Here is a 24,771-nt window from a genome sequence, read left to right on the forward strand (position 1 = left end):
GGCAGGGGTGTTTTTACGCCTTAAAACATATCATGCAGAATGATCGTCTGATCGCGGCGCGGGCCTACGGAAACGATCCCAATTTCAATACCGGCCGCTTCACTGAGGCGTTCGATATAGCGGCGGCAGTTGGCCGGCAAGTCGTCATAGGCGCGGATATCGCTGATCGATTCTTCCCAGCCCGGCAGCTCCTCGTAGATGGGTTCAACCTGGGCCAGCACTTTGAGGCTGGCGGGGAACTCTTTCAACACTTCGCCTTTATATTTATAGCCGACGCACAGCTTAAGAGTCTTGATCCCGTCCAGGATGTCAAGACGGGTAATGGCCATATAATCAATGCCGCTTAGGATGCCCGCGTAACGCACGATGGCCGCGTCCAGCCAGCCGCAGCGGCGGGGCCGGCCGGTAGTGGTGCCGTATTCGCGGCCGCGTTCGCGGATGAGATCGCCAATTTCGTCTTTGAGCTCGGTCGGGAACGGCCCTTCGCCCACCCGGGTGCTATAGGCCTTGACGACGCCGATGACCTTACTGATTTTTTTCGGGCCAATGCCGGCGCCGATGCAGGCGCCGCCGGCAATGGGATGGGAAGAAGTGACATAGGGATAGGTGCCGTGATCAAGGTCGAGCAGGGTTGCCTGCGCGCCTTCAAACAGCACTTTTTTCCCGGCGTTGATGGCATCATTGAGGACGACGGCCGTATCAGTGACGTAAGGCCGGAGAATTTCGGCATAACCGAGGTATTCTTCTTTGATTTGCTGGTAGTCAAAACCCTGAACGCCATAGACGGCGCGGAGAAGGTGGTTTTTGGCCTCGAGGTTGCGTTCCAGTTTTTCGCTGAATTCCTTTTCATCCAGGAGGTCGACCATGCGGATGCCGCTGCGGGCGTTTTTGTCCATATAGCAGGGGCCGATGCCGCGCTTCGTGGTACCGATTTTGTGCTCGCCCCGGTATTCTTCTTCCACTTCGTCCAGCAGCCGGTGATAGGGCATAATGACGTGGGCGCGGTTGGACACCCTGAGCCCGGAAGTATCAATGCCCTTCTCATGCATGCCGCGTAGTTCCTTGATCATCACGGCCGGGTCGATGACTACCCCGTTGCCGACAACACAAAGCTTGCCGGGATAGAGGATGCCGGAAGGCAGCAGGTGGAGCTTAAACTCGTTGCCGCCTACCATGACCGTGTGGCCGGCGTTGTTGCCGCCCTGGTAGCGAACAACCACATCGGCTTTTTCGGCCAGAAAATCTACGATTTTGCCTTTCCCCTCGTCACCCCATTGGGTGCCGATAACGACGACTGCTGACACTGACCTCATTCCCTTCAAAAGCGTATTCGTTACAGCCCAAACCGAGCCATAATGGTATCCACATGCCGGAGGTGGTGGCGGTAATCAAAGCAGTCGGCAATTTCCTCCGGCGAGAGATATTTCTTGATATCGGGGTCATTAATAATATTGGTTTTGAAGTCCTGGCCCTCCAGCCAGCGAGCCATGGCATTGCGCTGCACCCAGCGGTAGGCCTCTTCCCGGGCAACCCCCTTGTTGACCAAGGCAAGCAGCACGCGCTGGCTGAAAATCAGCCCGCCCGTCTTGTTCATATTGGCCAGCATTGCCTCGGGATAGACCAGTAGTTTATCGACAATGTCGGTGAAAATGCGCAGCATGTAGTCCACCAGAATGGTGCTGTCCGGCAGGATAACGCGCTCTACCGATGAATGGCTGATATCGCGCTCATGCCACAAAGCGACGTTTTCCAGCGCCGCCATGGCGTTGCTACGCACCAGCCGCGCCAAGCCACTGACCCGCTCGCAGGTGATGGGATTGCGTTTATGCGGCATGGCCGACGAACCTTTTTGGCCGGGATGGAAGTATTCCTCGACCTCGCGGATATCGGTGCGCTGGAGGTTACGGATTTCGGTGGCAAATTTATCAAGCGAGCTAGCCACCACCGCCAGCGTGGTTAAAAATTCGGCATGGCGGTCGCGTTGAATGACCTGGGTCGCCAGTTTGGCCGGCGTCAGGCCCATTTTTTCGCACACATAGGCCTCGACGCGGGGGTCGATATTGGCATAGGTGCCTACGGCGCCCGACAGTTTCCCGACCGCAACGGCGGCCCGGGCCCGTTTCACGCGCTCAATGTTGCGCTCCGTCTCATCCAGCCACAGCGCGAACTTAAGGCCTAATGTAACCGGCTCGGCGTGGATGCCATGAGTCCGGCCAATCATGACGGTGTACTTATGCTCGGCGGCGCGGCGGCGCAGTACTTCCCGCAGCTTTTCCAAATCGGCGATGATGATGTCCGCCGCCTGCTTCATCATGTAGCCCAGGGCGGTATCCTTGACGTCGCTGGAGGTGAGGCCCATGTGGATATATTTGGCCTCATCGCCAACATTTTCGGCTACCGCCTGCAGAAAAGCGAGGATGTCATGGCGCGTCTCCTTTTCGATTTCGCGTATGCGCTCGACGGAAAACTTGGCCCGCTCACGGATAATCGGCACGGCTTCGGCCGGGATCTGGCCAAGCTCGGCCATGGCTTCACACGCGTAAATTTCAATGTCCAGCATTGTCTGGAACTCGTTTTCATCGGTCCAAATGCGTCCCATTTCCGGGAATGTGTAGCGCTTAATCATCAAATCCACCCCTTAATCATTAGTTACCGGCGGTTAAGCTTGCTTTTTACCTTCGCGGGCCATGATCTCCCGGGCAACGACTACACCCGCGGCCGAAGCCTGGGCCAGGCCGCGCGTTACGCCGGCGCCGTCGCCGATGGCGAAGAAGTTGGGGATTTGGCTTTCCAGCACGTTATTCAGGCTTAGACGGGAAGAATAGAACTTCACTTCCACACCGTAAAGCAGGGTATGGCGGGAATTGACGCCCGGCGCCACTTTGTCCAGCGCCTCGAGCATCTCGGTGATCGCCACCAGGTGACGGTACGGCAGCACTAGGCTGAGGTCGCCGGGCGTGGCGTCCTTGAGGGTGGGCTCTACCAGGCCACGGCTAATCCGTTCAGGAGTGGAGCGGCGGCCGTCGAGGAGGTCGCCCAGGCGCTGCACAATGACCCCGCCCCCCAGCATGTTCGCCAAGCGGGCAATAGACTTGCCGTAGGCAATGGGCTCCTTGAACGGTTCGGTAAAGCTCTTGGACACCAGCAGGGCAAAGTTGGTGTTATTGGTTTTCTTGGTAGCGTAGCTGTGGCCATTAACGGTAATCAGTCCGGCATTGTTTTCGGTCACAACCTCGCCGTAGGGGTTCATGCAGAAGGTGCGCACGCGGTCGTCAAATGACTTGGTATAATACACCAGTTTGGACTCGTAGACGATGTCGGTGATGTGCTCCATCACGACCGCCGGCAGTTCGACCCGCACCCCGATGTCGACCGGATTGGTGACCAGCGACAGGCCCAGTTTTTGCGCCTGGCCGACAAACCACTCGGCTCCTTCCCGTCCCGGTGCGGCCACCAGGTATTTGCTCTTCACTATTTCGCCGCCGGCAAGTTCGACGCCAACATAATTGCCGTTTTCTACGACGATGGACTCCACCGCCGTGCCGGTGCGGATTTCGCATTTATCGCTCAGGTATTCGCGCATACGGCTGAGGATTTCAAAGTTGTTATCAGTGCCGAGATGGCGGATGCGGGCCGGCACGAAATTAAGGTCGGCCGCCGCCGCCACGCGCTGGATGCGGCGAATTTCCTCCTTGTTCTCATCGCCGTAGACCTTTTCCGGTCCGCCGAATTTTACATATATTTGGTCCACATAGTGGATTAGCTCGGAAACTTTGCTTTTTTCTATATAGGCGTCAAGCATGCCGCCAAATTCGGTCGTCAGGGTCAGCTTGCCGTCGCTGAACGCGCCGGCGCCGCCCCAGCCGCAGAGAATATCGCAGGGCTTGCAATTCACACATGTTTTATACGTCAGGTTTTTGGGGCACCGACGTGAACTGATGTCACGTCCTTTTTCGATAATCAGCACGTCCAGTCCCGAACCGGCCAGCTCCAACCCGGTGAAAATACCGGCTGGACCGGCGCCAATAACGATAACGTCATATTGTTTCATGGTTATCACTCCCCTGGTTAGTTATTCTACCCTGACCCACAAAAATAACTCAAACAGCAGCCACTGTGCTTCTATTTGAGTAGGGGAGATGCTGCACAGTTTTTCCCTTGATAATAATAGCATCTGCCGGCAGGGGTGTCAATAAAAATTTCGAATGATTATTTTCTTTGTCCCAAAAATGTTCGGATATTCATGGCCTCAAAGGTTCTGGCAACTTAAAAATCAATATTAGTCAAGCATGCTCGCATCACTATAAACAATCGCGTTTGCAAAATTTTACCTGTAATGTTGGATTATATGGTATAATCTGGATAATAATACTTTGCGAAAGGGTGGTTGGCGATGTCGACCGAAGAGGGCCATTGCAATCCGGAGACTTTATGGTCTCCCTGGATATGCTGCACCCATGCGCGCAACTGGGAACAAGTTTTTCACTTGAGCCACCGCCGCTTTTATAAGAAGAAAGAGCTAATTATCCAGAGGGGACAACAAATTGACCATCTGTATTATCTAAAAACCGGTCGAGTAAAGACAGTTGCCTGGAATCAAGATGGACAGCAAAAAACCATCTGGTTCATCGAAGGTAGCGGCATTTTTGGGGAAACACCGTTTTTTAATAATAAATCTTGCGATTATTGTTTCCTCGCTGAAACAGATTGCGAAATTTATTTGTTTCCCCGTGATGTCATCTTTCATGAAATTATCCCGCACTACCCCGATTTAGTAGTTTCCCTCCTTACTACTTTAACCCGTAAAGTCCACATCTTATCTACTCAAGTCGAATATTTAACTTTTTGCAAACCAATTATCCGGGTTGCCCGCCTTATTTATCTCCTTTTCCAAAACAATAAAGCTACCGGTAACGAAAAGCCCCCAGCCCTACCGGTCACACAGGAAAGTCTGGCCGATATTTTAGGCCTGCACCGGGTAACGGTTAACAATGTTATCAGACAGCTCAAAAACAAACAAATACTGGAAAACCGCCCCCATTTCATTATTGTCAAAGATGAACAAAAGTTGCATGATTTAATAAAGACTTACCTCTAATACAGGCAAAAGGCTCTGGCCAACAAACCGCCAGAGCCTTTTATTAATTTTACGCCTTTAATCCGGCTGCAGGTGACTGGCGTAATGGTGTACCGTCGGTACGCCAGATGGCAAAGCCGGTATAACCGTAGAAAATGGAGAATAAGGGAACAATCCAGTTTAGAAAGGCATATGGAGCAAAATCATAGGCACTGACGCCTAATACCCCCAGAATGTAAAATGCATGGACGCTCCAAGGAATGAGAGGACAACCAATGGTACCCCCATCCTCGCAAGTACGGGATAAAACACGCAGATGAATCCCCCGGTTTTTAAATACTGGTACAAAGGCCCGCCCGGGAATAATAACCGATACCATCTGGCTGCCGGTACCAAGAAGAATAATATACCCCGCTAACAAGACCGACAAAATCAGTCTCCCAGTGCTCCGGGCCCAAGTAACGATGGCCTGGAGCAAAACTTCCAAAGTGCGGGTTTTTTCCAGGACACCGCCAAAAGCGACCCCAGCCGTGAGCAATACGATTGTTCCCATAACACTGTTAATCCCGCCCCGGCTGAGCAGAACATCAACCTGCTTAACACCCGTTTTCGACGCATACCCCGACATCAGCGACTGCGTTATCTCTTTTAGCCCACACCCCTGTAGGAGCCATGCCTCCAGCGCGCCTACGGCAACGCATAAAATAAGCAGTGGCAGGGCAGGCATTTTGCGGTAGGCAAATATGATCATGAGGACTGGCGGCAGCAGCGTCCATAAGGATAAATTAAACTTACTGCTAAGCGCTTGCAAAATTACCGGAATAGCCCCGGTGGTAGTCGCAGCGCTATGCTGTATCCCCAAAAGCAGATAAAGCAGGGCCGACACCACCGCCGCCGGGATGGTCGTCCACATCATTGAAGCGATATGCGGAAATAGTTCAACTTCACAGACCGAAGCGGTAATGTTGGTAGAATCGGATACCGGCGACATCTTATCACCAAAATAAGCTCCTGACACAATGGCTCCGACTACCATTGGCAGTGGATATCCCAATGCTTGACCTACCCCAAGTAAGGCTACCCCTACTGTGCCCATGGTACCAAAAGACGTTCCTGTAGCCGTTGACGCAATGACACAGATAAGAAAAGCAGTCATCAAGAAACTAGTCGGCGCTATCAGCTGCAATCCCCAATAAATAATCGTCGGAATGGTTCCCGATAAAATCCATACGCCGATAAGCATACCGACAACAATTAAAATCAAAATCGCGATCATTACCCGGGAAATAGACTCCATCATCCCGGTCTGCAGTTCGTCCCAAGAGTAACCAAAAAACTTCCCAAAAAGACAGGCAACAACGGTGGCAATAATGAGCGGCAAAATAGCACCGATCTTTAAAACCGCCGTGCCATATAGGATGATAGACACGGGCACAAAAAACACGGCAAGGGCCATAAGAATGGACGGTTTTTTCCCAGTTTCCTCCATATGCCTTACTCCTTCAGCATTTTTTTGAACACCTTAAACTTTGAGGAACTAAACGATCAAACAAGGAAATTCCATTTGGGCTGCACCATGAGGGCACTCGATTTCACAAACGCCACAATACCAGCAGTCATTCTTATATTTATTTATTGGCAGCTTCGTTACAGGATCCAGACGAATTACATCACCTGGGCATTGTTCAGCACACCGGCCGCAGCCGGTGCATTTTGCTTTATCAACCTTTATTCCCATAACGCAATCCCCCTAAAAGCATTATTAACCCCGATATACCGGTACTGGCTTGGTATAAGTGATCATCTCCCCAGTTTCTGCTTTGGCAACAATAACATATGTTTTATCCCACCGCGGGTCCTTTTGCGGAAAATCAAGCCGGTAATGACCATAGCCCCAGCGGCTTTCCGTTCGGGTAAGCGACGCCCGTACGGCCATTTCCAAAGTATCGATGATGGACTCTATTTCTACAAATTTCATCACTTCGTGGAAATCCCGCGCTTTTACCTTTTCCAAATCGCGGCGGAAATTGGCAATATACTTAAGCGCCGCTTCTAGCTTTGGTCCGCTCTTGGGTGATGTTAAATGGGGTTTGATGATGCGCCGGACTTTGTACTCAAATTCATCCGGCTCAAAGCCATCTTCACGGGCCAGCGGCGCCGAGAGACGTCGAAATTCATTTTCGACCACTGCCCCATTGACACGTGCCAACACTTGCCCAACTACCTCATCGGCGGCATGTTCACCCGCAACCATCCCAAAAACCCAGGCAGCGCCAACAAACCCCCAGCCGGTGGAGGCAACATCGCCGGCAGCATATAATCCTTTAATCCGTGTTTCGCCGTTTTCATTAATGATTACGCCGGTTGGCCCATGGCCACCACACATGTTGGGTCCCGATAGCGTTAATTCAATAAGGTCTTTACCGATATCTATCCCTTTTAATTCAAAAAACGCTTTTTCCGTCGGCCGCTCAGCGCTAAAAATACCCTCCTTAATGATCTCGATGGTAGCCTCAGGCAAATGGCGCAAATCGTAATACAACGGCCCCCGGCCTTCCCGGATTTCCGTTCGCATCGCCTGTTCGCGGATGCCGGACGGCGCCCGTTCCAAGAGGTCAGGCGCGTATTTCGCCATAAACCGTTCTCCCAATGAATTGACAAGATAGCCTCCGTGACGGATGAAAGTCGAATGTCCCGGCCCCTCATAGTCTTTGATCATTGGCGATACATCATTGTACTCCATATTGGCTAGTTCGCCACCAGCATGGTAGATCATGGTATAGCCTTCACCAGCATTATATGGGCAATCAAATGTACCAAACAGATAGCCTGTATCCGGTAAGGCAAATCGACCTTGTCCGCCGGTGCAGACGATGACTGCTTTGGCCTGGCATACCATCATCTCGCCGGTTCGGATATTGAACAAGATTGCCCCGGCTACCCGACCGGCGTCAGTTAAGATGCGGGTTGCCATTGTGCGGTCCATTATCTTTACACCGTGTTGACGAAGTAGTTTTTCCATTGCTGGCTTGATGTCGCCCCGCATTTCAGCGAGAAAGGCTCCTTTGGGATGAAACTGTTGAACTATATAATCGCCCTTTTCGTCCCGCGGAAAAGACGCTACCCCTAGTTCTTCCAGTTCGCGCAAAACAGCAAAACTTTTCTCGGCGATAATTTTATTTAAATTAGAGTCAACAATGCCTTCGCTCATTAATTCTATTGATTCGACGTACTCTTGGACGGTCGCCTTGCCAGGGATCGTCACGTTGTTAAAGGCGTCCATCCCCCGGCAAATCGAACCACCACGCCGTACGGTCGCCTTATCGATTATTAATACATCAAGTTTTGGATTTTTCTGCTTTGCTTTCAGCGCCGCCATCGGACCTGCCGTCCCGCCGCCAATAACCAAAATATCAGTTATTATCGTCTCTTTCAGCTCAATGTTCATGTCTCGTCCCCCCTCAGTATTTTATCATAGGGGAAAAGGTCCGTAAATTCTGCAGTGCTATTTACATTTCTCCGAATTTTTTAGCAAATGCGGAGAATATTATGAACATTCCAGGTCAGGTACATTGTTCATGAGTTATTTAAAAAATAGGGCCACCCCAAAGACGCCCCCTTAACTTACACCTACAACAAAAAAGAGGCCCTCCGCCTCTCTCTAATCCTACTTCATTATTGGAAATTGCAGTCCACCGGCAATGGTATCTTTATCGCCATATACCCACCAGGACATGTTCTTGAACAGCGGGCCGTTTAGCTGCGCCGCCGGGCCGCTGGCAGACCACCCAATACCAACGTTAAACGCCGGCTTGGGGGCAGTAAGGTTGAGCCTTATTTCCGTTTGCTCGGTAATTCCCAGCTTTCCATTTTCAAACTTTGCGTCTTCCTTGACGTCCGCCGGCACCTCAAATTCCTTGCCGTTCACTTTCACATAGATTTTGCCCTGCCGGCGGTCAAACTGCACGTCGGTCTTTTCCTGCTCCCCGGTCTTTGGGTCAACCTCCTTCGGCACATAGACAATTTCCTTGGTGTGCTTATCCTCGCCTTTGACATACACTACCTGTGGTTCTCCCGGCTTGGACTGTTCGCCCGACGTGTTGATTAGGATTTTGGGCTGCGGCACCACCGCCGCCGGCGGCGGCTGCTTATACTGCTTATACTCGTAGTAAACAATGCCGAGGACAATAACCACCAGCAACAGACTGAGGAAAAACTTCCACTCCTGTGATATAAACCGGATCATTCCCGCCACCTCCCGCCTGGTTACATTCCGGGCGCTGCCGGAATTAAACCCGTAACGCACTGCTCCAACAAGCGCCTTGCTGAAATATAATGTAAGGACACGCCGGCTATGCCTTGTATGGAAAACAGGCGGTGCCAAAAACAGAAAAACACAATTGCTTATAGGAGACTATTGTAATTTTGGGCAAAAGTATATATAATTAAAGAAATAATGATAATTATTATCATTGGAGGGACCCGTATGGCTGACCTGCATAATATTTGCGTTGATAAATCTTCTTACAAAGCAGAGATGAACAAACAAGGACTGCCGCTTCATGCCCTAACGAAAGACAGCTTCCGTAAAGCGTATGAAAATAAAAAAGAAAAAAAATAAAAGTAAAAGTTAAAGTATCCGCTTAGCAAAACAAAAGCGGATACTTTGTTTTTCAGGACGCATATTAGGCCCAAACCGGCAAAACCTTAAAAAGCCGTTGCCCGCCGGTCGAAAAAAGCAGCCCTAATATAGAGCTGCTTAGTCCGTCCGGGTGGTAAGGTCGATGAACTTGGTAAACTGCTTGTGGAAAAAGAGCTGCACCGTATCGACCGGGCCATTGCGGTGCTTGGCGACGATAACCTCGGTGATATTCTTCTTGTCGGTATCGGGATTGTAATAATCTTCACGGTAAAGAAAAGCGACGATGTCGGCGTCCTGCTCGAGCGACCCCGATTCGCGCAGGTCGCTCAGCATGGGTTTCTTGGACTGGCGGGCCTCGACGCCGCGGCTGAGCTGGGACAGGGCGATGACCGGCACGTTGAGCTCCCGGGCCAGCGCCTTGAGCGAGCGGGATATTTCCGAAATTTCCTGCTGGCGGTTCTCGCTGCGGCTGGGGCCTGAGCTGCCCTGCATGAGCTGCAGGTAGTCGATAATAATCAGTTTCAAATCATGCTCAATTTTGAGCCGCCGCGCTTTGGTACGCATCTCCAGGACGGTGATGCCGGGCGTGTCGTCGATAAAAATCGGCGCCGCCGCCAGCTTGTCGGCCGCCAGCACGAGCTTCTTCCAGTCGTGGTCCTCCAGTTCGCCAGTGCGCAGCCGCTGGGCGTCGATAGCGGCCTCGGCGCACAGCATCCGCTGGACAAGCTGCTCCTTGGACATCTCCAGCGAAAAAAAGGCAACCGTCTTTTTCTCGCGGATGGCCACATGCTGGGCAATATTCAGGGTAAACGCCGTCTTGCCCATACTGGGACGGGCGGCAATGAGAATGAGGTCGGACGGCTGGAGGCCCGAAGTCAGACGGTCAAGATCCTTAAACCCGGTAGGGATCCCGGTAATGCCGCCGCGGGTCGCATATAGTTCTTCGATTTTGGCGAAGGCATCGAAAATAATGGCCTTGATCGGGGTAAAATCGCGCCCCACCTTGCGGTTGGACACTTCCAAAATCATCTTTTCCGCCCGGTCAAGGATAGCGGCAACTTCCTCATTGGCCTCATAGCCCATGCCGGCAATTTGGGTAGCCGTGTTGATCAGCTGGCGGAGGAGCGCCTTTTCTTCGACAATTTTGGCATGATAGACAACATTGGCCGCCGTTGGCACGCTGTTGGCCAGGGACGTTATGTAGGAAATGCCGCCGGCGCCTTCGAGTTTTTCTTCCTTGCGCAGCACTTCGGTGACAGTGACGATATCCACCGCCTCGTTGCGGTTGAAAAGGTTCAAAATAGCCTGGTAAATGAGCCGGTGGGCCTCACGGTAAAAGTCATCGGGACGTAAAAACTCGGCGACCTTGGAAATGGCTTCCCGTTCGATAAGCATCGCGCCGAGAACGGCCTGTTCGGCTTCCACGTTCTGGGGCGGTATACGGTCTAACATAATTAATCCTCTCCCATAAAAAACGAGTCAATTATCCCATGACTCCATTTGCGGTCTATTCTCTTTTCCCCCAGGCAAGTCAGGGGTTGTTGCACGGAAATTATTATTAATGATAAGCCTCGCTGTCAGCGAGGCTTATCATTTATCTGTTATTAAACTCGGGCTTCCCCTTTAGGCAATGGCCTGATCAGCTTTGGCCAGGAGAATATCCAAGGCGGCATCAATCGTTTCCACCGGGCGGATATCAAGCCCCAGGTGGCCCCGCGGGATGTCATGCTCGTTTTCCTTAGGAATGATCAGCGTGGTCGCGCCGGCTTGCCTGGCGCCATAGGCCTTTTCGAAGACGCCGCCGACCGCTTTGACTTTGCCCTGAATGGAGATCTCGCCGGTCACGGCCACGTCCTGCCTGATCGGCCGGCCGGTAATGGCCGAAATGATGGCGGCAGTAATGGCCAGGCCGGCTGACGGGCCGTCGATGCGGCCACCGCCGACAATATTCACATGAAGGTCATAGTTGGCCATGTCCTGCCCGGTAAGTTTGCGGACCACGGCCGCCGCATTAAAGACCGAGTCTTTCGCCATACTGCCTGCCGTATCGTTAAACCGGATGCTGCCTTTGCCTTTATCCGCGGCGGGAAAAGCGACCGCCTCAATCTCCAGGACCGAACCAAGATAACCGGCCACGCCCAGGCCAAAGACCTTGCCCACCTCGGCCGTAGCCGAGGCCTTGCGACTAACATAAGGCGTCAGGCGGCTGATCTGCACTACCTGATAAACATCGGCGGCCGTGATGACGACTTTGCCGGTGTCGCCGCCCGCGCGGTACAGCGCCCGACCGTAGGCGTCGGCCAAAATATTGATCGCCTTACGGCCCTCAATGGTATACTCGCTGATAATACGCGGGATGTCGCCGTCCATGTCCGCCTGCAGCCGCCGGGCGGCGTTATAAACGATCTCTTCAATGTGTTTAGGGGTGAGCGGTTCAAAAAAGATTTCGGCGCAACGCGAACGGATGGCCGGATTAATGTCGCCGGGGTCGCGGGTGGTAGCGCCGATGAGAATGAAATCTGCCGGCGCACCGTCGGCGAACAATTTCTTCACATACTTCGGGACGTGCGGATCCGCCGGGTCGTAGTAGGCCGATTCAAAGAAAACCCGTTTGTCTTCCAGCACTTTGAGCAGTTTATTCTGCAGCATGGGATCCATTTCGCCGATTTCGTCAATAAAGAGAATACCGCCATGCGCGTCGGTTACCAGCCCGGGCTTGGGCTCGGGAATGCCGGTTTCGGCCAAATCCTTGCGCGCCCCCTGATAAATCGGGTCATGAACCGAGCCCAGGAGCGGATTGGTCATGTCGCGCGGGTCCCAGCGCAGGGTAGTGCCGTCCACCTCAATGAACGGCGCATCGGCCGCAAAGGGGGTAAACTTGAGTTTTTTCGCTTCTTCCAGCACCAAGCGGGCGGCCGTCGTTTTGCCGACGCCCGGCGGGCCGTAGATAATAAGGTGCTGCGGATAGGGCGAGGCCAGTTTGGCTCTTAGCGCTTCAATGGCCCGCTCCTGCCCGACGATTTCCGCCAGGCTGGTCGGCCTCACTAGTTCCATGGCCGACTTGGTCAAGCGCTTTTGCTCGAGTTTTTCCAGAACGGCATATTTTTTCAGCGTCTGGGGATTTTCCACGGCAGGCTCTTCTTCTTTCAGCACCTGGGCCTTGATCTCGCGGATATATTCTTGATGGCGCTGGTCCATCTTTTCGGCAATCTTTTTTTCGATTTTCTCCTCTACCGTCCGGCGGGCCATCATATCGGCCAGCTCATCCTCTATTTCCTCAAGGATGGCCGGAATCTCCTCGTAAGTGGGCAGTCTGTCCACGGTGGGATCCTCGTAAACCAGCTTCTGCAAGGCTAAAACCCGCTCTGGCAAACTATCGGAACGCATCAGCTCCAAGGCATCCACCTTGCCGGCTTTGAGCACCACCTTTTCCGCCCCTACCAGCCCGGAATAGAGACCGTACAAGGCGGACACCTCGCGCCGGAGAGCGTCATCAGCCTCCTTGGCCGGCCGTGGCGCCTGCGTCTGGCGGACAAATTTATTGAAAAATCCTTTCATGACCTTTCCTTTCTAATACCGTAGTGAGACGAAGCGTTACTGGGCGATAACCTGCACCTGAATCTGACAGCTCACTTCGGGATGAACCTTAATGGTGACCGGATATGTCCCGAGGGCTTTAATCGCCTCTTTCAGTTCGATCTTGCGTTTATCGATTTCAAGACCGTGCTGGGCCGAAAGAGCGTCGGCAATGTCTTTGCCGGTTACCGAACCGAAGAGTTTGCCGCCTTCGCCGGTCTTGACCGCGACTTTAACGCTGAGCTTCGCCAGCTGGCTGGCCAATAGCCGGGCCTCATCAAGCTGGCGCTGCTGGCGGCGGGCTTCCGTCTCTTTCTGCTGCTTCGCGGCGTTGATATTGGCCTCGGTAGCCGGAATGGCCAGTTTCTGGGGCAGCAGATAATTGCGGGCATAGCCCTCGGATACCTCTATGATATCGCCTTTTTTACCGAGTTTTTTTACTTCCTGCACCAAGATAACCTTCATAGGACTCACTCTCCTCTAAATACTGGGAAACAATTTCCGTAAGGCGCTGTTTTACCTCTGCGATGGTTAGGTCCTTTATCTGGGCGGCGGCCGCGGTCTGATGGCCGCCGCCGCCCAATTTTTCCATTATAACCTGGACATTAATGTCGCCCTGGGAACGGGCACTTACCCCGACGCCGCCCTCTTCGAGCCAAAAGAGGATGAAGCAGACCCGTACTCCCTCGATATTGAGGAGCATATCGGCCGCCTGCGCCGCCGACACCTGGGCCGTTTTGCCCTGGGCCGGACAAGTGGCAATAACCACGCCGCCGGGCAGCATTTCCGCACTGTTGATGATACTGGCCCGCAAGCGGAGGCTGGCCAGGTCAACGCAGAAAAGACGCCGCACCAGCGCGGGGTCGGCTCCGGCCCGGCGCAGATAGGACGCCGCCTCAAAGGTGCGGACGCCGGTCTGGACGACAAAATTCTTGGTGTCCACGATGATACCGGCGTAGAGCGCCGATGCTTCCAGGCGCGTCAAATCCAGCCCGTCATCATAATACTCTAGCAGCTCGGTAACCAGCTCGCTGGTCGAAGAAGCCGACGGTTCCAGGTAAACAAGCAAGGGACTTTCGATAAACGTTTCGGCCCGGCGGTGGTGGTCAATCACAACGACGCGGTCCACCTTGGCGAGCAAGTCCGGCGCCGCCGTCAGCTCCGGCCGGTGGGTATCGACGACAAACAGTACCGTCCGGGCGGCTATGAGTTCGGCCGCCGCGTCAGCCGTGAGAAGCAGCGCCTCATACTCTTTATAGTCCGGCAGCAGTTCCTGCAGTTTGGCTACCGCCGCCCCCGGCTCGCTGACCACGATATGGACTTCTTTGCCGGCGTGACGGGCCATTTTGGCCACGCCCATGGCCGCGCCCAAGCTGTCAAAATCTTCTCCGGCATGGCCCATTACCAATACAAGGTCGGCGTCACCCATGATATCCCGGATAGCCTGGGCTACGACCCGGGCCTTAACCCGGGTGTTCTTTTCCACCGCCTTGGCTTTGCCGCCGTAAAACTGCACCTTGCCTTCAACGTAAACGGCGGCCTGGTCGCCGCCGCGGCCGAGGGCGAGGTCCAGCCCCGCCTGTGCCCGCTGGCCCAGCGCAGCCACCGTCGGCTCGTCGGCCGCCACGCCCATGCTCAAGGTAACGGGCAGGCGGCTCACACCCCGGATCGCCCGGATCTTATCAAGGATATCGAATTTATCGGCGAGCAGTTTATCAAGGGCCCGCCGATTAAATATGGCGATGTATGTGTCTTCGCTGAATTTTTTAATAAAGCCGTCGAGACTGGCGGCCCAATCGGCAAGGTGGCTGCCTACCTCGCCGAGAATGGCGGTACGCTGGCTTTCCGTCAGCCCTTTGAGAACATCATCATAATTATCAATTTGAATTAGCGCCAATACCGGCATGGCGCCTAAGCAGCGCTGACGCACCAGTTCGGTGCCGGTTACGTCGGTGATGTAGAGCAGCATGAGGTCTTGGCCCGCCATGCCGCCGTCCTGCGCCGCGGGACTGAGCGGTTTATGGGTAATATGGTAGTACCGATCACCGGCCTTAAGCGGCAATACCCCCGCTTTTCCCCAAATCTCGGCAAGGTTCAGGGCCGGCCACACTTCGGTAAGCGACTGGCCGGGCTCGATATCATGAAGCCAGTTGGCCAGCACGCTGTTACACCAGTGCAGGAGGCCGCCGGCATCAACAATGGCAATAGCCAGCGGCAGGTTTTGCAGGGCATGGTATGATGCTTCGTCGATATTGCCGCTTAGTGACGACAGGTATTCGGCCAGCGCCCGCTGCCGCGCCAGGTGCCGCTCCCGGCCGTAAAGATACAGCGCATAGAGCAGGACTGCCCCGATAATTGCGATATAGTGATTATAGAAGGAAATCACGGCCAGCAGGATGGCCGCGACTGCCAAATAGATGCGGGTATCAAACCAAAATGACGGTCCTTGGGGCATATAACCGCCTCCCGATTACATCGAATGCGGCGACCGCAGCCGCCGGTAGTCAAGGGCCATATCAAAAGCGCCCGCAAAAATGACTACCTGCATGAGAAAACCATTGCTGAATATCAAGATCAGTATAATACCGCGGACAAATCTTGACAAATTGTATTTATCGGCAAGGAAGTAAAATAACGCCATACCTTGCACGAGCAGCGCCACCGTGCTGAGCATTTGCAGGTTTACGCCGGCATTGTAAAGCAGTTTAATTTCCCGGGACTGTCCCCAATAGATGGCCAGGATGGCGATGATGAATGCATACAGGACGGCGCGCGGCAGTGTCCATTCTTTAAACGGCGGAAAGGGAGCGATACGATGGCCGAGTCTGCCTAGCACCGCTTTGGCCACAACGAAATTGAGATAGGTATCCACCACCGCGGCCAGCACGAACCCGGCGGGCAGGATGATTTTGAAAAGATCGAGCATGGTGCGCAGCATCTCGCCCATGCGGGCCAGGTCTTCCTCTTTCATGCCAAGCCGGCGGTAAAAGTCGATGGCCTGCTCGGCCGCCTGGGTCATAACATCGCCCTGAATATTGAGCGGATTGACGCCGAGAAAAACGGCGCCGATCGCCAGCACGGCCGCCTTGGAAACAAGCGAGGCAACCGCCCCCCACCCGATGGCCTTGGCCGGCGAAAGGCCGGCGCGAAAAGCATGGCCCAGCACGATGCCGATGAGACCGAAGCCGACGACGACCGAAACGGCATGGAGGGGATGCATAAGAATGGCAATGATAATACCGGCTACGATTGTAGCCATGATGCTCCATTTATAGCCATGCCGGACCCCCAGGAGAATGATGGGCACCGGCCAGATAAGGTTGACAAAAGGGCCAATTATAGGAATATAGGCGCTGATAAACGCAAACATAATGGCCACGGCGGCCAGCACGCCGCCTTCCACCATTGGTCGGATACCGGTATTACGCATGACTCACCTCTTATTTTTCAAATGGCGTTGAAACTCACTATAATCGCCAAACCATTTTTCTATTTCCGGATCTTGCTTTATAGTTTGGCCCAATCGGGTCAATATCACTTCATCCAGGGCGGCGAAATCAATGCCCAGCCGCCGGCCCAGCACATAACAGGCAATGATGATGGAGGCCAGCGCGTCCCGTATGGCTTGTTCGCTTGCTTGGGCAAAGGCCTGAAATAACCGCCCCACCTGGCTGACCAGCTCGGCCTTCAGCCACTCGATGAGACGCAGGCGGCGCAGAATATCTGGTTCATGGGATAGCACCGAACGACCCCTCCTTGCTGCAGTGGATATTATTCGCCGCGGCAGTGCCTTTCTTCCTGCCGGCTACCGGCTTTACCCACATTCTTCTTCCGCCGCGGCGCTGTCAAGGAGCCGGACGGCTTCTTCGGCGGGAAGCTCTTCGACTTTTTTCAGTTTCCGCTCAATAGTGCGCGACTTGCGGGCCGCTGTTTCGATCGAGGCGGACGCTTCCTGCAGTTTGCGGCTCGTTTTGTCCAAAAGATCACCAAACTTGCTAAATTCGGTCTTAACGGCGCCGAGCAGCTGCCATACTTCGGCGCTACGCTTTTCGATGGCCAGCGTCCGAAAGCCCATCTGCAGGCTGCTGAGCAGGGCGGCGAGCGTCGTCGGCCCGGTGACGATGACGCGGTAATCCCGGATCAGACTGTCGCACAGCCCGGGCCGGCGCAATACTTCGGCGTACAAACCTTCAATGGGGAGAAAGAGAATGGCGAACTCGGTAGTATGGGGGACGCTGATATATTTGGCGGCAATATCGCGCGCCTCGGCCCGAAGGCGGTTCTCCAGGGCTCTCGCCGCCTCTTCCGCCAGCTTGGCATCGGCCTTATCCTGGGCATCCAGCAGGCGCTGGTAGTCTTCCTGCGGAAACTTGGCGTCAATGGGCAGCCACACCGGCGCCGCCTCCCCATCGCGCCCCGGCAGTTTGACGGCAAACTCCACCCGTTCCGACGACCCTGGCTTGGTGGCCACGTTTTGGGCGTACTGGTCAGGAGTAAGGATTTGCTCGAGCAGCCCGGCCAGTTGGTATTCTCCCCAGATGCCACGGGCTTTAACATTGGTCAGCACCCGCTTTAAGTCGCCTACGCCAGTGGCGAGAGCCTGCATCTCGCCCAGCCCCTTGTGCACCTGTTCCAAGCGCTCGCTAACCAGGCGAAAGCTCTCGCCCAGGCGCTTTTCCAGCGTGGCGTGTAGCTTTTCGTCCACCGTGCGGCGCATTTCCTCAAGCCGGCGGCTATTGTCATCGCGCAGCGCTTTGAGCTGGCCGTCCACGACCTCGCGCAGCTTATCCAGCCGCTGCTCATTGCTCTCCCGCATGGCCTGGACTTCCTCCCGTAGCCGGTCGGCTTTCTGGTCGCTGGTCCGGGTGAAATTCTGCAAGATATTGGCAAAAGCCTCCAGTTGGGCCATCTGGGTACCGGTGTTTTCATGGAGACGGCGCAGGACAGCCTCCTGAAACCGTCCGACCGTTCCGACCAATTCTTCCCGCAGCATACGGGCGGTTTCGGCTGCTTCACTCCGGTTTTGCGCCGCTTCGGCCCGCAGGATGCGCTCCAGCCGGTCGAGAGCTTTTTCAAAGGGGGCCAGTTCGGCGGTCCGACCACTGCGAAGAAGCAGCAGGAGGAGCAGGGCAAGGACGGCAATATTAAGTATCAGGCTGATTATGGCTAAGTCAGACATTGTGCACCTCCGGCAAATAGGCATGTTATCTGATATTTCCCGTAAATCAAGAAAATCCCTGCCGGCCGCAGCTAGGTAGCGCAGCTTGGACCGGTAAAAACAAAAGAGCCGGAGAAAAATTCCCGGCTCTTTGGTCTTATTCCGCCGTAAACGGCAGGAGGGCCATATTACGCGCGCGTTTAATGGCAAGTGTGAGTTGACGTTGATGTCTGGCGCAGTTGCCCGAGATGCGGCGCGGCAGGATTTTGCCCCGCTCGGTGATAAACCGGCGCAGTCTGGGCACATCTTTGTAGTCAACACGTTCTATCTTGTCAACGCAGAAACTGCAAACCTTTTTCTTCGGTTTTCTGCCTCGTTCGCGTTTCACCTAACCTTTACCTCCCTTTAAAATGGTATTTCCTCTTCAGGAGGGAAGACGTCGCTGCCAATGGACGACACGTCGAAGGAACCGCTGCCACCGCCGGCAGCAGCCGTTTGCTTGCGCTCCAGAAACTCGATGCTCAGGGCGACGACCTCGGCAACCCGCCGTTTTTGGCCGTCAGGAGTTTCATAGGAGCGGATTTGCAAGCGCCCTTCTACCAAAATCCGCTGTCCTTTGGTAAGGTTATTTCCACAAGTTTCGGCCAGTCGTTCCCACGCGACAATGGGAATAAAATCGGTCTGCTGTTGTCCCTGGCTAACATAGCGGTTAACGGCGAGGTTAAACGACGCTACCGCTTTGCCTGTTTGCGTATAGCGAACTTCCGGGTCCTGGGCGAGACGACCGACTAAGATAACCTTATTCATGGCAAATCCTCCTGGCCTATTCGTCTTCTTTAATAACCATATGACGCAAAATCTCGTCCGTAATCTTCATTACGCGCTCAAGCTCGAACACGGCTTTGGGCTCGGCGTCGAAATAAATGACGCAGTAGAAGCCCTCGGTGAAGTCTTTCACCGGGTAGGCCAGGCGCCGCTTGCCCCAACGGTCGATTTTCTCAATGTTGCCGCCGTTGTTTTTAATGAGGTTCTCAAACTTGGCAATTACCGCAGCGGTCGCTTCTTCGTCGAGCGGCTTCACAATGAACATGACTTCGTATTTTCTCACGAAAATCACCTCCTCCTATGGACTAGTGGCCCCCGTAGGGGCAGGGAAGGTTTGCAATCTAAAATTGAAACCTGCGTCTAGGCCATGTCCTAGACTGATATATTATACCATTATCCTGCAGCGTAATCAAGGGCGTTCTGTGGTGCCCTTTTATTTATCCGCGCGTGCTCATATCATAGCAGTTTTAAAAAGCGCCCGCTCTTTTTAGCAGGACCGGATTTGCCGGCGCCATAAACGGGAGGATGACTGCCTAAGCGGCAGCGGCGAAAGTTTTCCTGTAGTAAATCTGTGCCTATTAAGCAGGGACTTTAGTTTAACAGTTGTATTTTTTAGTCTAATTCTTAGATGTAATTTGTTCAAAATTAACAAGCAGCGGCAGGATTTTAGTACTATTTGGAATAAAAAATATACAAGGCAATATATTTAGATATCTGAATAATATCAGGGGTGATCCGGAAATTGGAACAGGTCAGCCATAAATCCGGTGCGGCCTCAAGCCGGTTAGGTGGACAAAACGCATCGCTGCGGCTGTTACCAATAAAATAGGAAAGGAGATTTAGGCATGAATCCGGTAAAAGTGATTTTAACATTGATTCCGTTTATCTGGACTATTGGTATGATTCCGTTCGTTAACAGAGTAAAGCCTTTTGTATTAGGGTTGCCGTTTTTGGCCTTCTGGCTGATTGCCGGAATTATCGTCGCTTTTTTGTGCATAAGCGCCCTTTATCGCCTCGATAAAAACAAAGACGACGCGGATGTTTAATCTAAATAACCGGCGAAAGGTTGGTGTTGTATGTCAAACGAAGTACTTGCGCTTGTTGTCATCTTCACTTTTGTTATTGTCGCAACAATTGTCGGCATGATTCCTGGGATGAAACAAAAAATGAACCTGGAACAATGGGCGGTTGGCGGCCGCAACTTCGGCCGGTGGCTCAACTGGTTCATTATGGCGGGTGAAATATACACCGCATTTGCCTTTCTTGGCGCCAGCGGCTGGGCCTATGCCCGCGGCGGCCCCACATTTTACATCCTCGGTTATGGCGCCCTGGCTTATCTGGTAGGCTACTACCTATTGCCCGCCATTTCGCCGCTGGGCCGCAAATACGGCCTGATGACCCAGCCGGATTTGGTGGAACATCTATATAAGAGCAGACCCCTGGGCATTCTGACCGCCTGCATCGGCGTCGCGTTTCTCTTGCCTTATCTGCAGCTGCAGCTTACCGGGTTGGGACTCATCATTGAAACTTGTTCCTATGGCCAGATTACCCGCGTGCCGGCAATGCTCATTGCCTTTACCATGGTGGCGACCTTTGTCTATGTCAGCGGCCTGCGGGGCGTAGCCGCGACAGCCATTATCAAAGACGTTGTCATGATGGTTGCTGTCGTCTTTTTTGGGCTGTATCTGCCTATCCATTACTTCGGCAGCGTCGGCGGCATGTTTGAGGCGCTTGACGCGGCCAAACCGGGTTTTCTCGCCTTGCCGGGCGGGACCAAAAACCTCGATGTCAGCTGGGTAATGTCCACCCTCGTGGTGACCAGCTTGGGCTTTTATATGTGGCCCCATTTTTCGGCCAACAGCTTCAGCGCCAAGAACCCCGATGTCTTGCGGCACAACGCCGTATACCTGCCGCTCTATCAGTACTGCCTGATTTTCCCCATGCTGATTGGCTTTACCGCCCTGCTGGTCATTACGCCGCCGCTGAAAACGCCGGATATGGCCTTTATGACCATTGTCCAAAAAGTATTCCCCGGGTGGGCGTTAGGCCTCGTTGGCGGCGCCGGCGCCCTGGCCTGCATGATCCCGGCGGCCGACCTGCTGCTATCTACGTCCATGCTGTTTACCCGTAATATTTACGGTAAAACAATTGGCAAAGACACCAGCCCGGAAAAAATGGGCCAATTAGCCCGGGTAGTCGTCCTTATCCTTACGGCCATAGCTTTGTACCTGGCTATCTACAAACCTAATATGCTTGTCAATCTCCTGCTTACCGGCTACTCCGGCGTAACCCAGTTCTTCCCCATGATTGTCCTGGGAATGTTCTGGAAGAAGGCTACCAAGATAGGAGCATATACCGGCCTTATTGTCGGCGAAGTTATTGTGTTCGCTTTAATTCTCAACAAAATGGATCCCTTCGCCATTGCCGGCTTGAATCTTAATGCCGGGTTCGTGGCCCTGGTGGTTAACATGATTGTATTTGTCAGCGTCAGCTTGCTTACTTACACGCCGGTAGCTGACAAAGACCAATCACCGCAGACGGCGAAAGCATAATACCAATAATTTAAGAAGGCTTTGGTTAAGACGGCGCAGCCGTCAGTAAACCAAAGCCTTCTTTTTATGTCCACCCAACTCGCCTTCCTTAATTTTTAAGGTTCGGTTGTCAAGCGGCTTATTTACCCGCCCGACGCATTTTGCCAGGCAGGCCGTAGGACTGCTTCCAGCCCCGCCACTACCTCCGGCCAAAACAGGTGCTGCTCGCTTTTTATTGCTTCAAGCGCCTGATGCGGCTCCAGCCCGGTTCGGGATTCCCGCCCCGACGTATAAAGGTCAAATGTATCGGCGACTGCGACGATGCTTGCCAGCAAACTGATTTCGCCGCCCCTTATCCCGGCCGGATAACCGCTGCCGTCGCAGCGCTCATGATGCTGGCCAACGACGGTCAAAACCGCGTCTTCCAGTGCCAGCGGCCGGAGCATGTCGCAGCCGACGCGGGGGTGTTGCTTTACCATTAGCACCTCCTCCGGTCGCAGTGGATCAGCACGGTTGATGGCCTCGGGCGGCACCAGTACCATGCCGACGTCGTGTAGCAGCGCGCCAAGGCAGACCGCCTGCCCGGCCTGCCTGGCCAGCCCCAGTTTTTCGCCAATCATGACCGCCAGCAGCGCCACATTCAAAGAATGGGAATAAACCCAGCCTGCATACCCGACCAGCGTTTTCAAGTGAATACTCCAAAAGCTTTGGCGGCCATTTTCGATAAGCTCGCCTACCCGCGCCGCCGCCGCCGCGATCAGTTCCTGGTCCAACCCAGGGATGGCTGCGGTTAGCTTAGCTACTGCAGCAACCACTTGCTCCCCATCTTGCGTTCTGCGGGGGGGGGGGGGGGACGTAAACTCGCCCCCCTGTCGCTTAAGCACTACTTTACGCTCTAGCAGCCGCTGATAGATCTGCGGCGTTATTTTTTTGCCTTTGGCCACCAGTAATACGCCGTCCGCATCATAAATATCGCGGTCGGCAATGCTGATTACCGTCTCTAAGCTGCCGTTTCCGCCTGCCCCTGTCATTACGTTTCCCTCCCCGCAAAACTTGTACGCCAACCAACAGAGAAACATAGATACCAGGTTGCCTACGGAAAAACAGCAAAAAAGCAGGCTTTCCGCCTGCCAACCAGCTTATAGTCGCATCATCATTGCATATATACAACAATTAGCCCTAATGCTAATTGGCAACCTGGCGATCATAGACACCTAATGTCCTTAGACCCATGGCTTTGCGTCCCCGGCTTTCACCGGGTTTGCCCAAATTTTGCATATCAAAATATGTCGATTCCACCTTTCTTTAATTTTTATCATACTATAGTCGTTGGGTCTTGACAAGTCTCTTTTAGGGAAATAAGTCCTATTTTGAGGAATTTAGTCCTATTTTTGGAGAAATAAGTCATATTTGGGAGAATTTAGTCCCAGTTGGCGCCACAGACCGGTCCGGCCGCCGCTTGGGGGTTAGCAACCGCAGCGCCGATCCACCGCTCCAACTCTCTTAACCGATCAATATCCCCCGCTGGCGTAACCGGGGCATTGTTTCCTGACCGGCACCTTATGACAAAGACTTCCTGTTCGCAGATTTAATTCTGCACCAGGAAGTCTTTGTCTTTCCCCTGTTTAAGATTGGCAATTCAGTTAAGGAATATTACCCGGGAAATGGCGGTGTTGCGCTTCTTCATGCTTACACGTTGAACCGGAAATAGACCACGTCGCCGTCTTGCATCACGTAGTCTTTGCCTTCCAGGCGGATAAGGCCCTTTTCCCGGGCCGCGCCGTAGCTGCCGGCGGCAACGAGGTCAGGATAGGACACGACTTCGGCCCGGATAAAGCCGCGCTCAATGTCGCTATGAATTTTGCCGGCCGCCTGCGGCGCCTTGGTACCCTGCCGGATGGTCCAAGCCCGCACTTCCTGCTCGCCGGCGGTGAAAAAGGTAATCAGACCCAAAAGCTTATAACCGGCCTTGATGAGCTTGTCCAGTCCCGATTCAACGAGGCCCAGCTCGGCGAGAAACTGCTTGGCTTCCTCGTCGGACAGCTCGGCAATTTCCGCCTCGAGTTTGGCCGAGACGGCGATCACTTCCGCCCCTTCCCCGGCGGCATACTGTTTCACCACCTGCACATACGGGTTGGCGTCCGGATCGGCTACATCGTCTTCGCTCACATTGGCGACAAATAGCACCGGTTTAAGAGTAAGCAGATTGAGATCGCGCACCAGGGCCTGCTCTTCTTCGCTTAAGCCCAGTCGCCGCGCCGGCTGCCCCTCACCCAGCCCTGCGCGCAGGCGCTCAAGGACGGCAAACTCGCTCTGGGCTTTTTTATCGCCGGCTTTGGCCATTTTTTGAGTGCGTTCAAATCTTTTTTCCACCGTCTCCAGGTCGGCAAGACACAGTTCGGTGTTGATAATCTCGATATCGCGCAAGGGGTTGAGCGCCCCTTCGACATGGGTAATGTTAGCATCGGCAAAGCAGCGTACCACCTGGGCCACGGCATCGACCTGGCGGATATGGGACAGAAACTTGTTGCCCAGCCCCTCACCCTGGGATGCGCCCTTCACCAGCCCGGCGATGTCGACAAATCGCATGGCCGTGGGCGTCGTCTTGCGCGGCTTATACATCGCCGCCAGCTTCCCCAGCCGCTCGTCCGGCACTTCCACCACGCCCACGTTGGGTTCGATGGTGCAGAAGGGGTAGTTGGCCGCTTCCGCCCCTGCCTTGGTAATAGCGTTGAACAAGGTGCTCTTGCCGACATTAGGCAGCCCGACGATACCTACTTCCAAATTGGTGCTCATGTAAACTCCACCTTACTGCAAAGATAATCATGCCAATAAATGGCGCCACAAAGCATGAAAAAATTTTTAACCACTGAGAACGCAGAGGCGCGATATTCATCGCGCTAAAGCCAAAATTATCCCTCTCCGCGTCCTCCGGTTCCCCTCCACTTTTCATGCTAGCGTT

General features: G+C 53.8%; 23 protein-coding genes and 1 riboswitch. Of the genes, 4 read left to right on the plus strand and 19 right to left on the minus strand.

All coding sequences use genetic code 11. The annotated features are described in order from the left end of the window. Positions 1-20 precede the first annotated feature (20 nt). The 3 genes from BLQ99_RS07515 to BLQ99_RS07525 are packed head-to-tail and all read right to left on the minus strand — an operon-like array spanning position 21 to position 4,051. A complete protein-coding gene (locus BLQ99_RS07515) occupies positions 21-1,304 on the minus strand; it encodes an adenylosuccinate synthase (RefSeq protein ID WP_093689663.1) in 1,284 nt (427 codons plus the stop codon). Positions 1,305-1,333: 29 nt separating this feature from the next. Next, positions 1,334-2,626 (minus strand): adenylosuccinate lyase, encoded by a 1,293-nt coding sequence (gene purB / locus BLQ99_RS07520; RefSeq protein WP_093689665.1) that lies wholly within the window; start codon positions 2,624-2,626, stop codon positions 1,334-1,336. Between the two features lie 33 nt (positions 2,627-2,659). Further along, the gene (locus BLQ99_RS07525) at positions 2,660-4,051 is read right to left on the minus strand and encodes an NAD(P)/FAD-dependent oxidoreductase (RefSeq protein WP_093689667.1); all 1,392 of its coding nucleotides are present in this window, start codon (positions 4,049-4,051) and stop codon (positions 2,660-2,662) included. Positions 4,052-4,393: 342 nt separating this feature from the next. Here BLQ99_RS07525 and BLQ99_RS07530 point away from each other — a divergent pair, with 342 nt between their 5' ends. Continuing rightward, entirely contained in the window at positions 4,394-5,098 is a 705-nt protein-coding gene (locus tag BLQ99_RS07530) for a Crp/Fnr family transcriptional regulator (RefSeq protein WP_093689669.1), read from the plus strand. A gap of 49 nt (positions 5,099-5,147) precedes the next feature. Here BLQ99_RS07530 and nhaC read toward each other — a convergent pair whose 3' ends face one another. From nhaC to BLQ99_RS07550, 4 genes are all read right to left on the minus strand, one after another. Then, the gene (gene nhaC, locus BLQ99_RS07535; protein ID WP_093689671.1) at positions 5,148-6,566 is read right to left on the minus strand and encodes a Na+/H+ antiporter NhaC; all 1,419 of its coding nucleotides are present in this window, start codon (positions 6,564-6,566) and stop codon (positions 5,148-5,150) included. A 48-nt stretch (positions 6,567-6,614) separates the two neighbouring features. After that, a complete protein-coding gene (locus BLQ99_RS07540) occupies positions 6,615-6,815 on the minus strand; it encodes a 4Fe-4S dicluster domain-containing protein (RefSeq protein ID WP_093689673.1) in 201 nt (66 codons plus the stop codon). A 24-nt stretch (positions 6,816-6,839) separates the two neighbouring features. Further along, on the minus strand, positions 6,840-8,525 hold the full coding sequence (locus tag BLQ99_RS07545) for a fumarate reductase/succinate dehydrogenase flavoprotein subunit (RefSeq protein WP_093689675.1): 1,686 nt from the start codon (positions 8,523-8,525) through the stop codon (positions 6,840-6,842). A gap of 219 nt (positions 8,526-8,744) precedes the next feature. Beyond that, complete coding sequence (locus BLQ99_RS07550; RefSeq protein WP_093689677.1) at positions 8,745-9,323, minus strand: hypothetical protein; 579 nt, start codon at positions 9,321-9,323, stop codon at positions 8,745-8,747. A 240-nt stretch (positions 9,324-9,563) separates the two neighbouring features. Here BLQ99_RS07550 and BLQ99_RS15285 point away from each other — a divergent pair, with 240 nt between their 5' ends. Next, positions 9,564-9,698: a hypothetical protein gene (locus tag BLQ99_RS15285; protein WP_281240876.1), complete on the plus strand. Its 135-nt coding sequence runs from the start codon at positions 9,564-9,566 to the stop codon at positions 9,696-9,698. A 138-nt stretch (positions 9,699-9,836) separates the two neighbouring features. Here BLQ99_RS15285 and dnaB read toward each other — a convergent pair whose 3' ends face one another. The 10 genes from dnaB to rpsF form a co-directional block, all read right to left on the minus strand. Beyond that, entirely contained in the window at positions 9,837-11,171 is a 1,335-nt protein-coding gene (gene dnaB, locus BLQ99_RS07555) for a replicative DNA helicase (protein WP_093689679.1), read from the minus strand. 171 nt (positions 11,172-11,342) lie between these two features. After that, positions 11,343-13,277 (minus strand): Lon family ATP-dependent protease, encoded by a 1,935-nt coding sequence (lonC, locus tag BLQ99_RS07560; RefSeq protein ID WP_093689681.1) that lies wholly within the window; start codon positions 13,275-13,277, stop codon positions 11,343-11,345. A gap of 36 nt (positions 13,278-13,313) precedes the next feature. Further along, positions 13,314-13,760 (minus strand): 50S ribosomal protein L9, encoded by a 447-nt coding sequence (gene rplI, locus BLQ99_RS07565; protein WP_093689682.1) that lies wholly within the window; start codon positions 13,758-13,760, stop codon positions 13,314-13,316. Beyond that, positions 13,720-15,750: a DHH family phosphoesterase gene (locus tag BLQ99_RS07570; RefSeq protein WP_093689684.1), complete on the minus strand. Its 2,031-nt coding sequence runs from the start codon at positions 15,748-15,750 to the stop codon at positions 13,720-13,722. Before BLQ99_RS07570 ends, rplI begins: the two co-directional genes overlap by 41 nt. A gap of 15 nt (positions 15,751-15,765) precedes the next feature. Then, entirely contained in the window at positions 15,766-16,725 is a 960-nt protein-coding gene (locus BLQ99_RS07575) for a YybS family protein (protein ID WP_093689686.1), read from the minus strand. A 3-nt stretch (positions 16,726-16,728) separates the two neighbouring features. Continuing rightward, entirely contained in the window at positions 16,729-17,037 is a 309-nt protein-coding gene (locus BLQ99_RS07580; RefSeq protein WP_093689688.1) for a MazG-like family protein, read from the minus strand. Between the two features lie 72 nt (positions 17,038-17,109). Further along, complete coding sequence (locus BLQ99_RS07585) at positions 17,110-18,474, minus strand: DNA recombination protein RmuC (RefSeq protein WP_093689690.1); 1,365 nt, start codon at positions 18,472-18,474, stop codon at positions 17,110-17,112. Between the two features lie 136 nt (positions 18,475-18,610). Beyond that, a complete protein-coding gene (gene rpsR, locus BLQ99_RS07590) occupies positions 18,611-18,841 on the minus strand; it encodes a 30S ribosomal protein S18 (RefSeq protein WP_007289993.1) in 231 nt (76 codons plus the stop codon). 17 nt (positions 18,842-18,858) lie between these two features. Further along, complete coding sequence (locus BLQ99_RS07595) at positions 18,859-19,260, minus strand: single-stranded DNA-binding protein (RefSeq protein WP_093689692.1); 402 nt, start codon at positions 19,258-19,260, stop codon at positions 18,859-18,861. A 16-nt stretch (positions 19,261-19,276) separates the two neighbouring features. Continuing rightward, the gene (gene rpsF / locus BLQ99_RS07600) at positions 19,277-19,561 is read right to left on the minus strand and encodes a 30S ribosomal protein S6 (protein WP_093689694.1); all 285 of its coding nucleotides are present in this window, start codon (positions 19,559-19,561) and stop codon (positions 19,277-19,279) included. A gap of 562 nt (positions 19,562-20,123) precedes the next feature. On the opposite strand from rpsF, the gene BLQ99_RS07605 reads away from it, so the two are divergent. Both BLQ99_RS07605 and BLQ99_RS07610 read left to right on the plus strand, forming a co-directional pair. Further along, positions 20,124-20,324: a DUF3311 domain-containing protein gene (locus BLQ99_RS07605; RefSeq protein WP_093689696.1), complete on the plus strand. Its 201-nt coding sequence runs from the start codon at positions 20,124-20,126 to the stop codon at positions 20,322-20,324. A 30-nt stretch (positions 20,325-20,354) separates the two neighbouring features. Further along, positions 20,355-21,830, plus strand: coding sequence for a sodium:solute symporter family protein (locus BLQ99_RS07610; protein ID WP_093689698.1), 1,476 nt, complete (start codon positions 20,355-20,357; stop codon positions 21,828-21,830). 122 nt (positions 21,831-21,952) lie between these two features. Here the strand turns inward: BLQ99_RS07610 and BLQ99_RS07615 are convergent, their stop codons facing one another. Continuing rightward, positions 21,953-22,840 carry an HD-GYP domain-containing protein gene (locus BLQ99_RS07615; RefSeq protein WP_171904626.1) on the minus strand — a complete coding sequence of 296 codons (888 nt, stop codon included), beginning with the start codon at positions 22,838-22,840 and terminating at the stop codon, positions 21,953-21,955. Positions 22,841-22,997: 157 nt separating this feature from the next. After that, positions 22,998-23,085: riboswitch (cyclic di-GMP riboswitch) on the minus strand. Positions 23,086-23,498: 413 nt separating this feature from the next. Then, positions 23,499-24,605 carry a redox-regulated ATPase YchF gene (gene ychF, locus BLQ99_RS07620; RefSeq protein WP_093689702.1) on the minus strand — a complete coding sequence of 369 codons (1,107 nt, stop codon included), beginning with the start codon at positions 24,603-24,605 and terminating at the stop codon, positions 23,499-23,501. Positions 24,606-24,771: the final 166 nt, after the last annotated feature.

Source organism: Sporolituus thermophilus DSM 23256 (genome assembly GCF_900102435.1).
Taxonomy (GTDB): Bacteria; Bacillota; Negativicutes; order Sporomusales; family Thermosinaceae; genus Thermosinus; species Thermosinus thermophilus.

What these genes read in the sequence shown, in the direction of transcription:
- lonC (WP_093689681.1), bottom strand. Translation starts at nt 13,277, where the DNA reads ATGAAAGGATTTTTCAATAAATTTGTCCGCCAGACGCAGGCGCCACGG.
- BLQ99_RS07550 (WP_093689677.1), bottom strand. Translation starts at nt 9,323, where the DNA reads ATGATCCGGTTTATATCACAGGAGTGGAAGTTTTTCCTCAGTCTGTTG.
- rplI (WP_093689682.1), bottom strand. Translation starts at nt 13,760, where the DNA reads ATGAAGGTTATCTTGGTGCAGGAAGTAAAAAAACTCGGTAAAAAAGGC.
- dnaB (WP_093689679.1), bottom strand. Translation starts at nt 11,171, where the DNA reads ATGTTAGACCGTATACCGCCCCAGAACGTGGAAGCCGAACAGGCCGTT.
- ychF (WP_093689702.1), bottom strand. Translation starts at nt 24,605, where the DNA reads ATGAGCACCAATTTGGAAGTAGGTATCGTCGGGCTGCCTAATGTCGGC.
- BLQ99_RS07545 (WP_093689675.1), bottom strand. Translation starts at nt 8,525, where the DNA reads ATGAACATTGAGCTGAAAGAGACGATAATAACTGATATTTTGGTTATT.
- BLQ99_RS07525 (WP_093689667.1), bottom strand. Translation starts at nt 4,051, where the DNA reads ATGAAACAATATGACGTTATCGTTATTGGCGCCGGTCCAGCCGGTATT.
- BLQ99_RS07595 (WP_093689692.1), bottom strand. Translation starts at nt 19,260, where the DNA reads ATGAATAAGGTTATCTTAGTCGGTCGTCTCGCCCAGGACCCGGAAGTT.
- BLQ99_RS07585 (WP_093689690.1), bottom strand. Translation starts at nt 18,474, where the DNA reads ATGTCTGACTTAGCCATAATCAGCCTGATACTTAATATTGCCGTCCTT.
- BLQ99_RS07570 (WP_093689684.1), bottom strand. Translation starts at nt 15,750, where the DNA reads ATGCCCCAAGGACCGTCATTTTGGTTTGATACCCGCATCTATTTGGCA.
- nhaC (WP_093689671.1), bottom strand. Translation starts at nt 6,566, where the DNA reads ATGGAGGAAACTGGGAAAAAACCGTCCATTCTTATGGCCCTTGCCGTG.
- BLQ99_RS07615 (WP_171904626.1), bottom strand. Translation starts at nt 22,840, where the DNA reads ATGACAGGGGCAGGCGGAAACGGCAGCTTAGAGACGGTAATCAGCATT.
- BLQ99_RS07530 (WP_093689669.1), top strand. Translation starts at nt 4,394, where the DNA reads ATGTCGACCGAAGAGGGCCATTGCAATCCGGAGACTTTATGGTCTCCC.
- purB (WP_093689665.1), bottom strand. Translation starts at nt 2,626, where the DNA reads ATGATTAAGCGCTACACATTCCCGGAAATGGGACGCATTTGGACCGAT.
- BLQ99_RS07575 (WP_093689686.1), bottom strand. Translation starts at nt 16,725, where the DNA reads ATGCGTAATACCGGTATCCGACCAATGGTGGAAGGCGGCGTGCTGGCC.
- BLQ99_RS15285 (WP_281240876.1), top strand. Translation starts at nt 9,564, where the DNA reads ATGGCTGACCTGCATAATATTTGCGTTGATAAATCTTCTTACAAAGCA.
- BLQ99_RS07605 (WP_093689696.1), top strand. Translation starts at nt 20,124, where the DNA reads ATGAATCCGGTAAAAGTGATTTTAACATTGATTCCGTTTATCTGGACT.
- BLQ99_RS07610 (WP_093689698.1), top strand. Translation starts at nt 20,355, where the DNA reads ATGTCAAACGAAGTACTTGCGCTTGTTGTCATCTTCACTTTTGTTATT.
- BLQ99_RS07540 (WP_093689673.1), bottom strand. Translation starts at nt 6,815, where the DNA reads ATGGGAATAAAGGTTGATAAAGCAAAATGCACCGGCTGCGGCCGGTGT.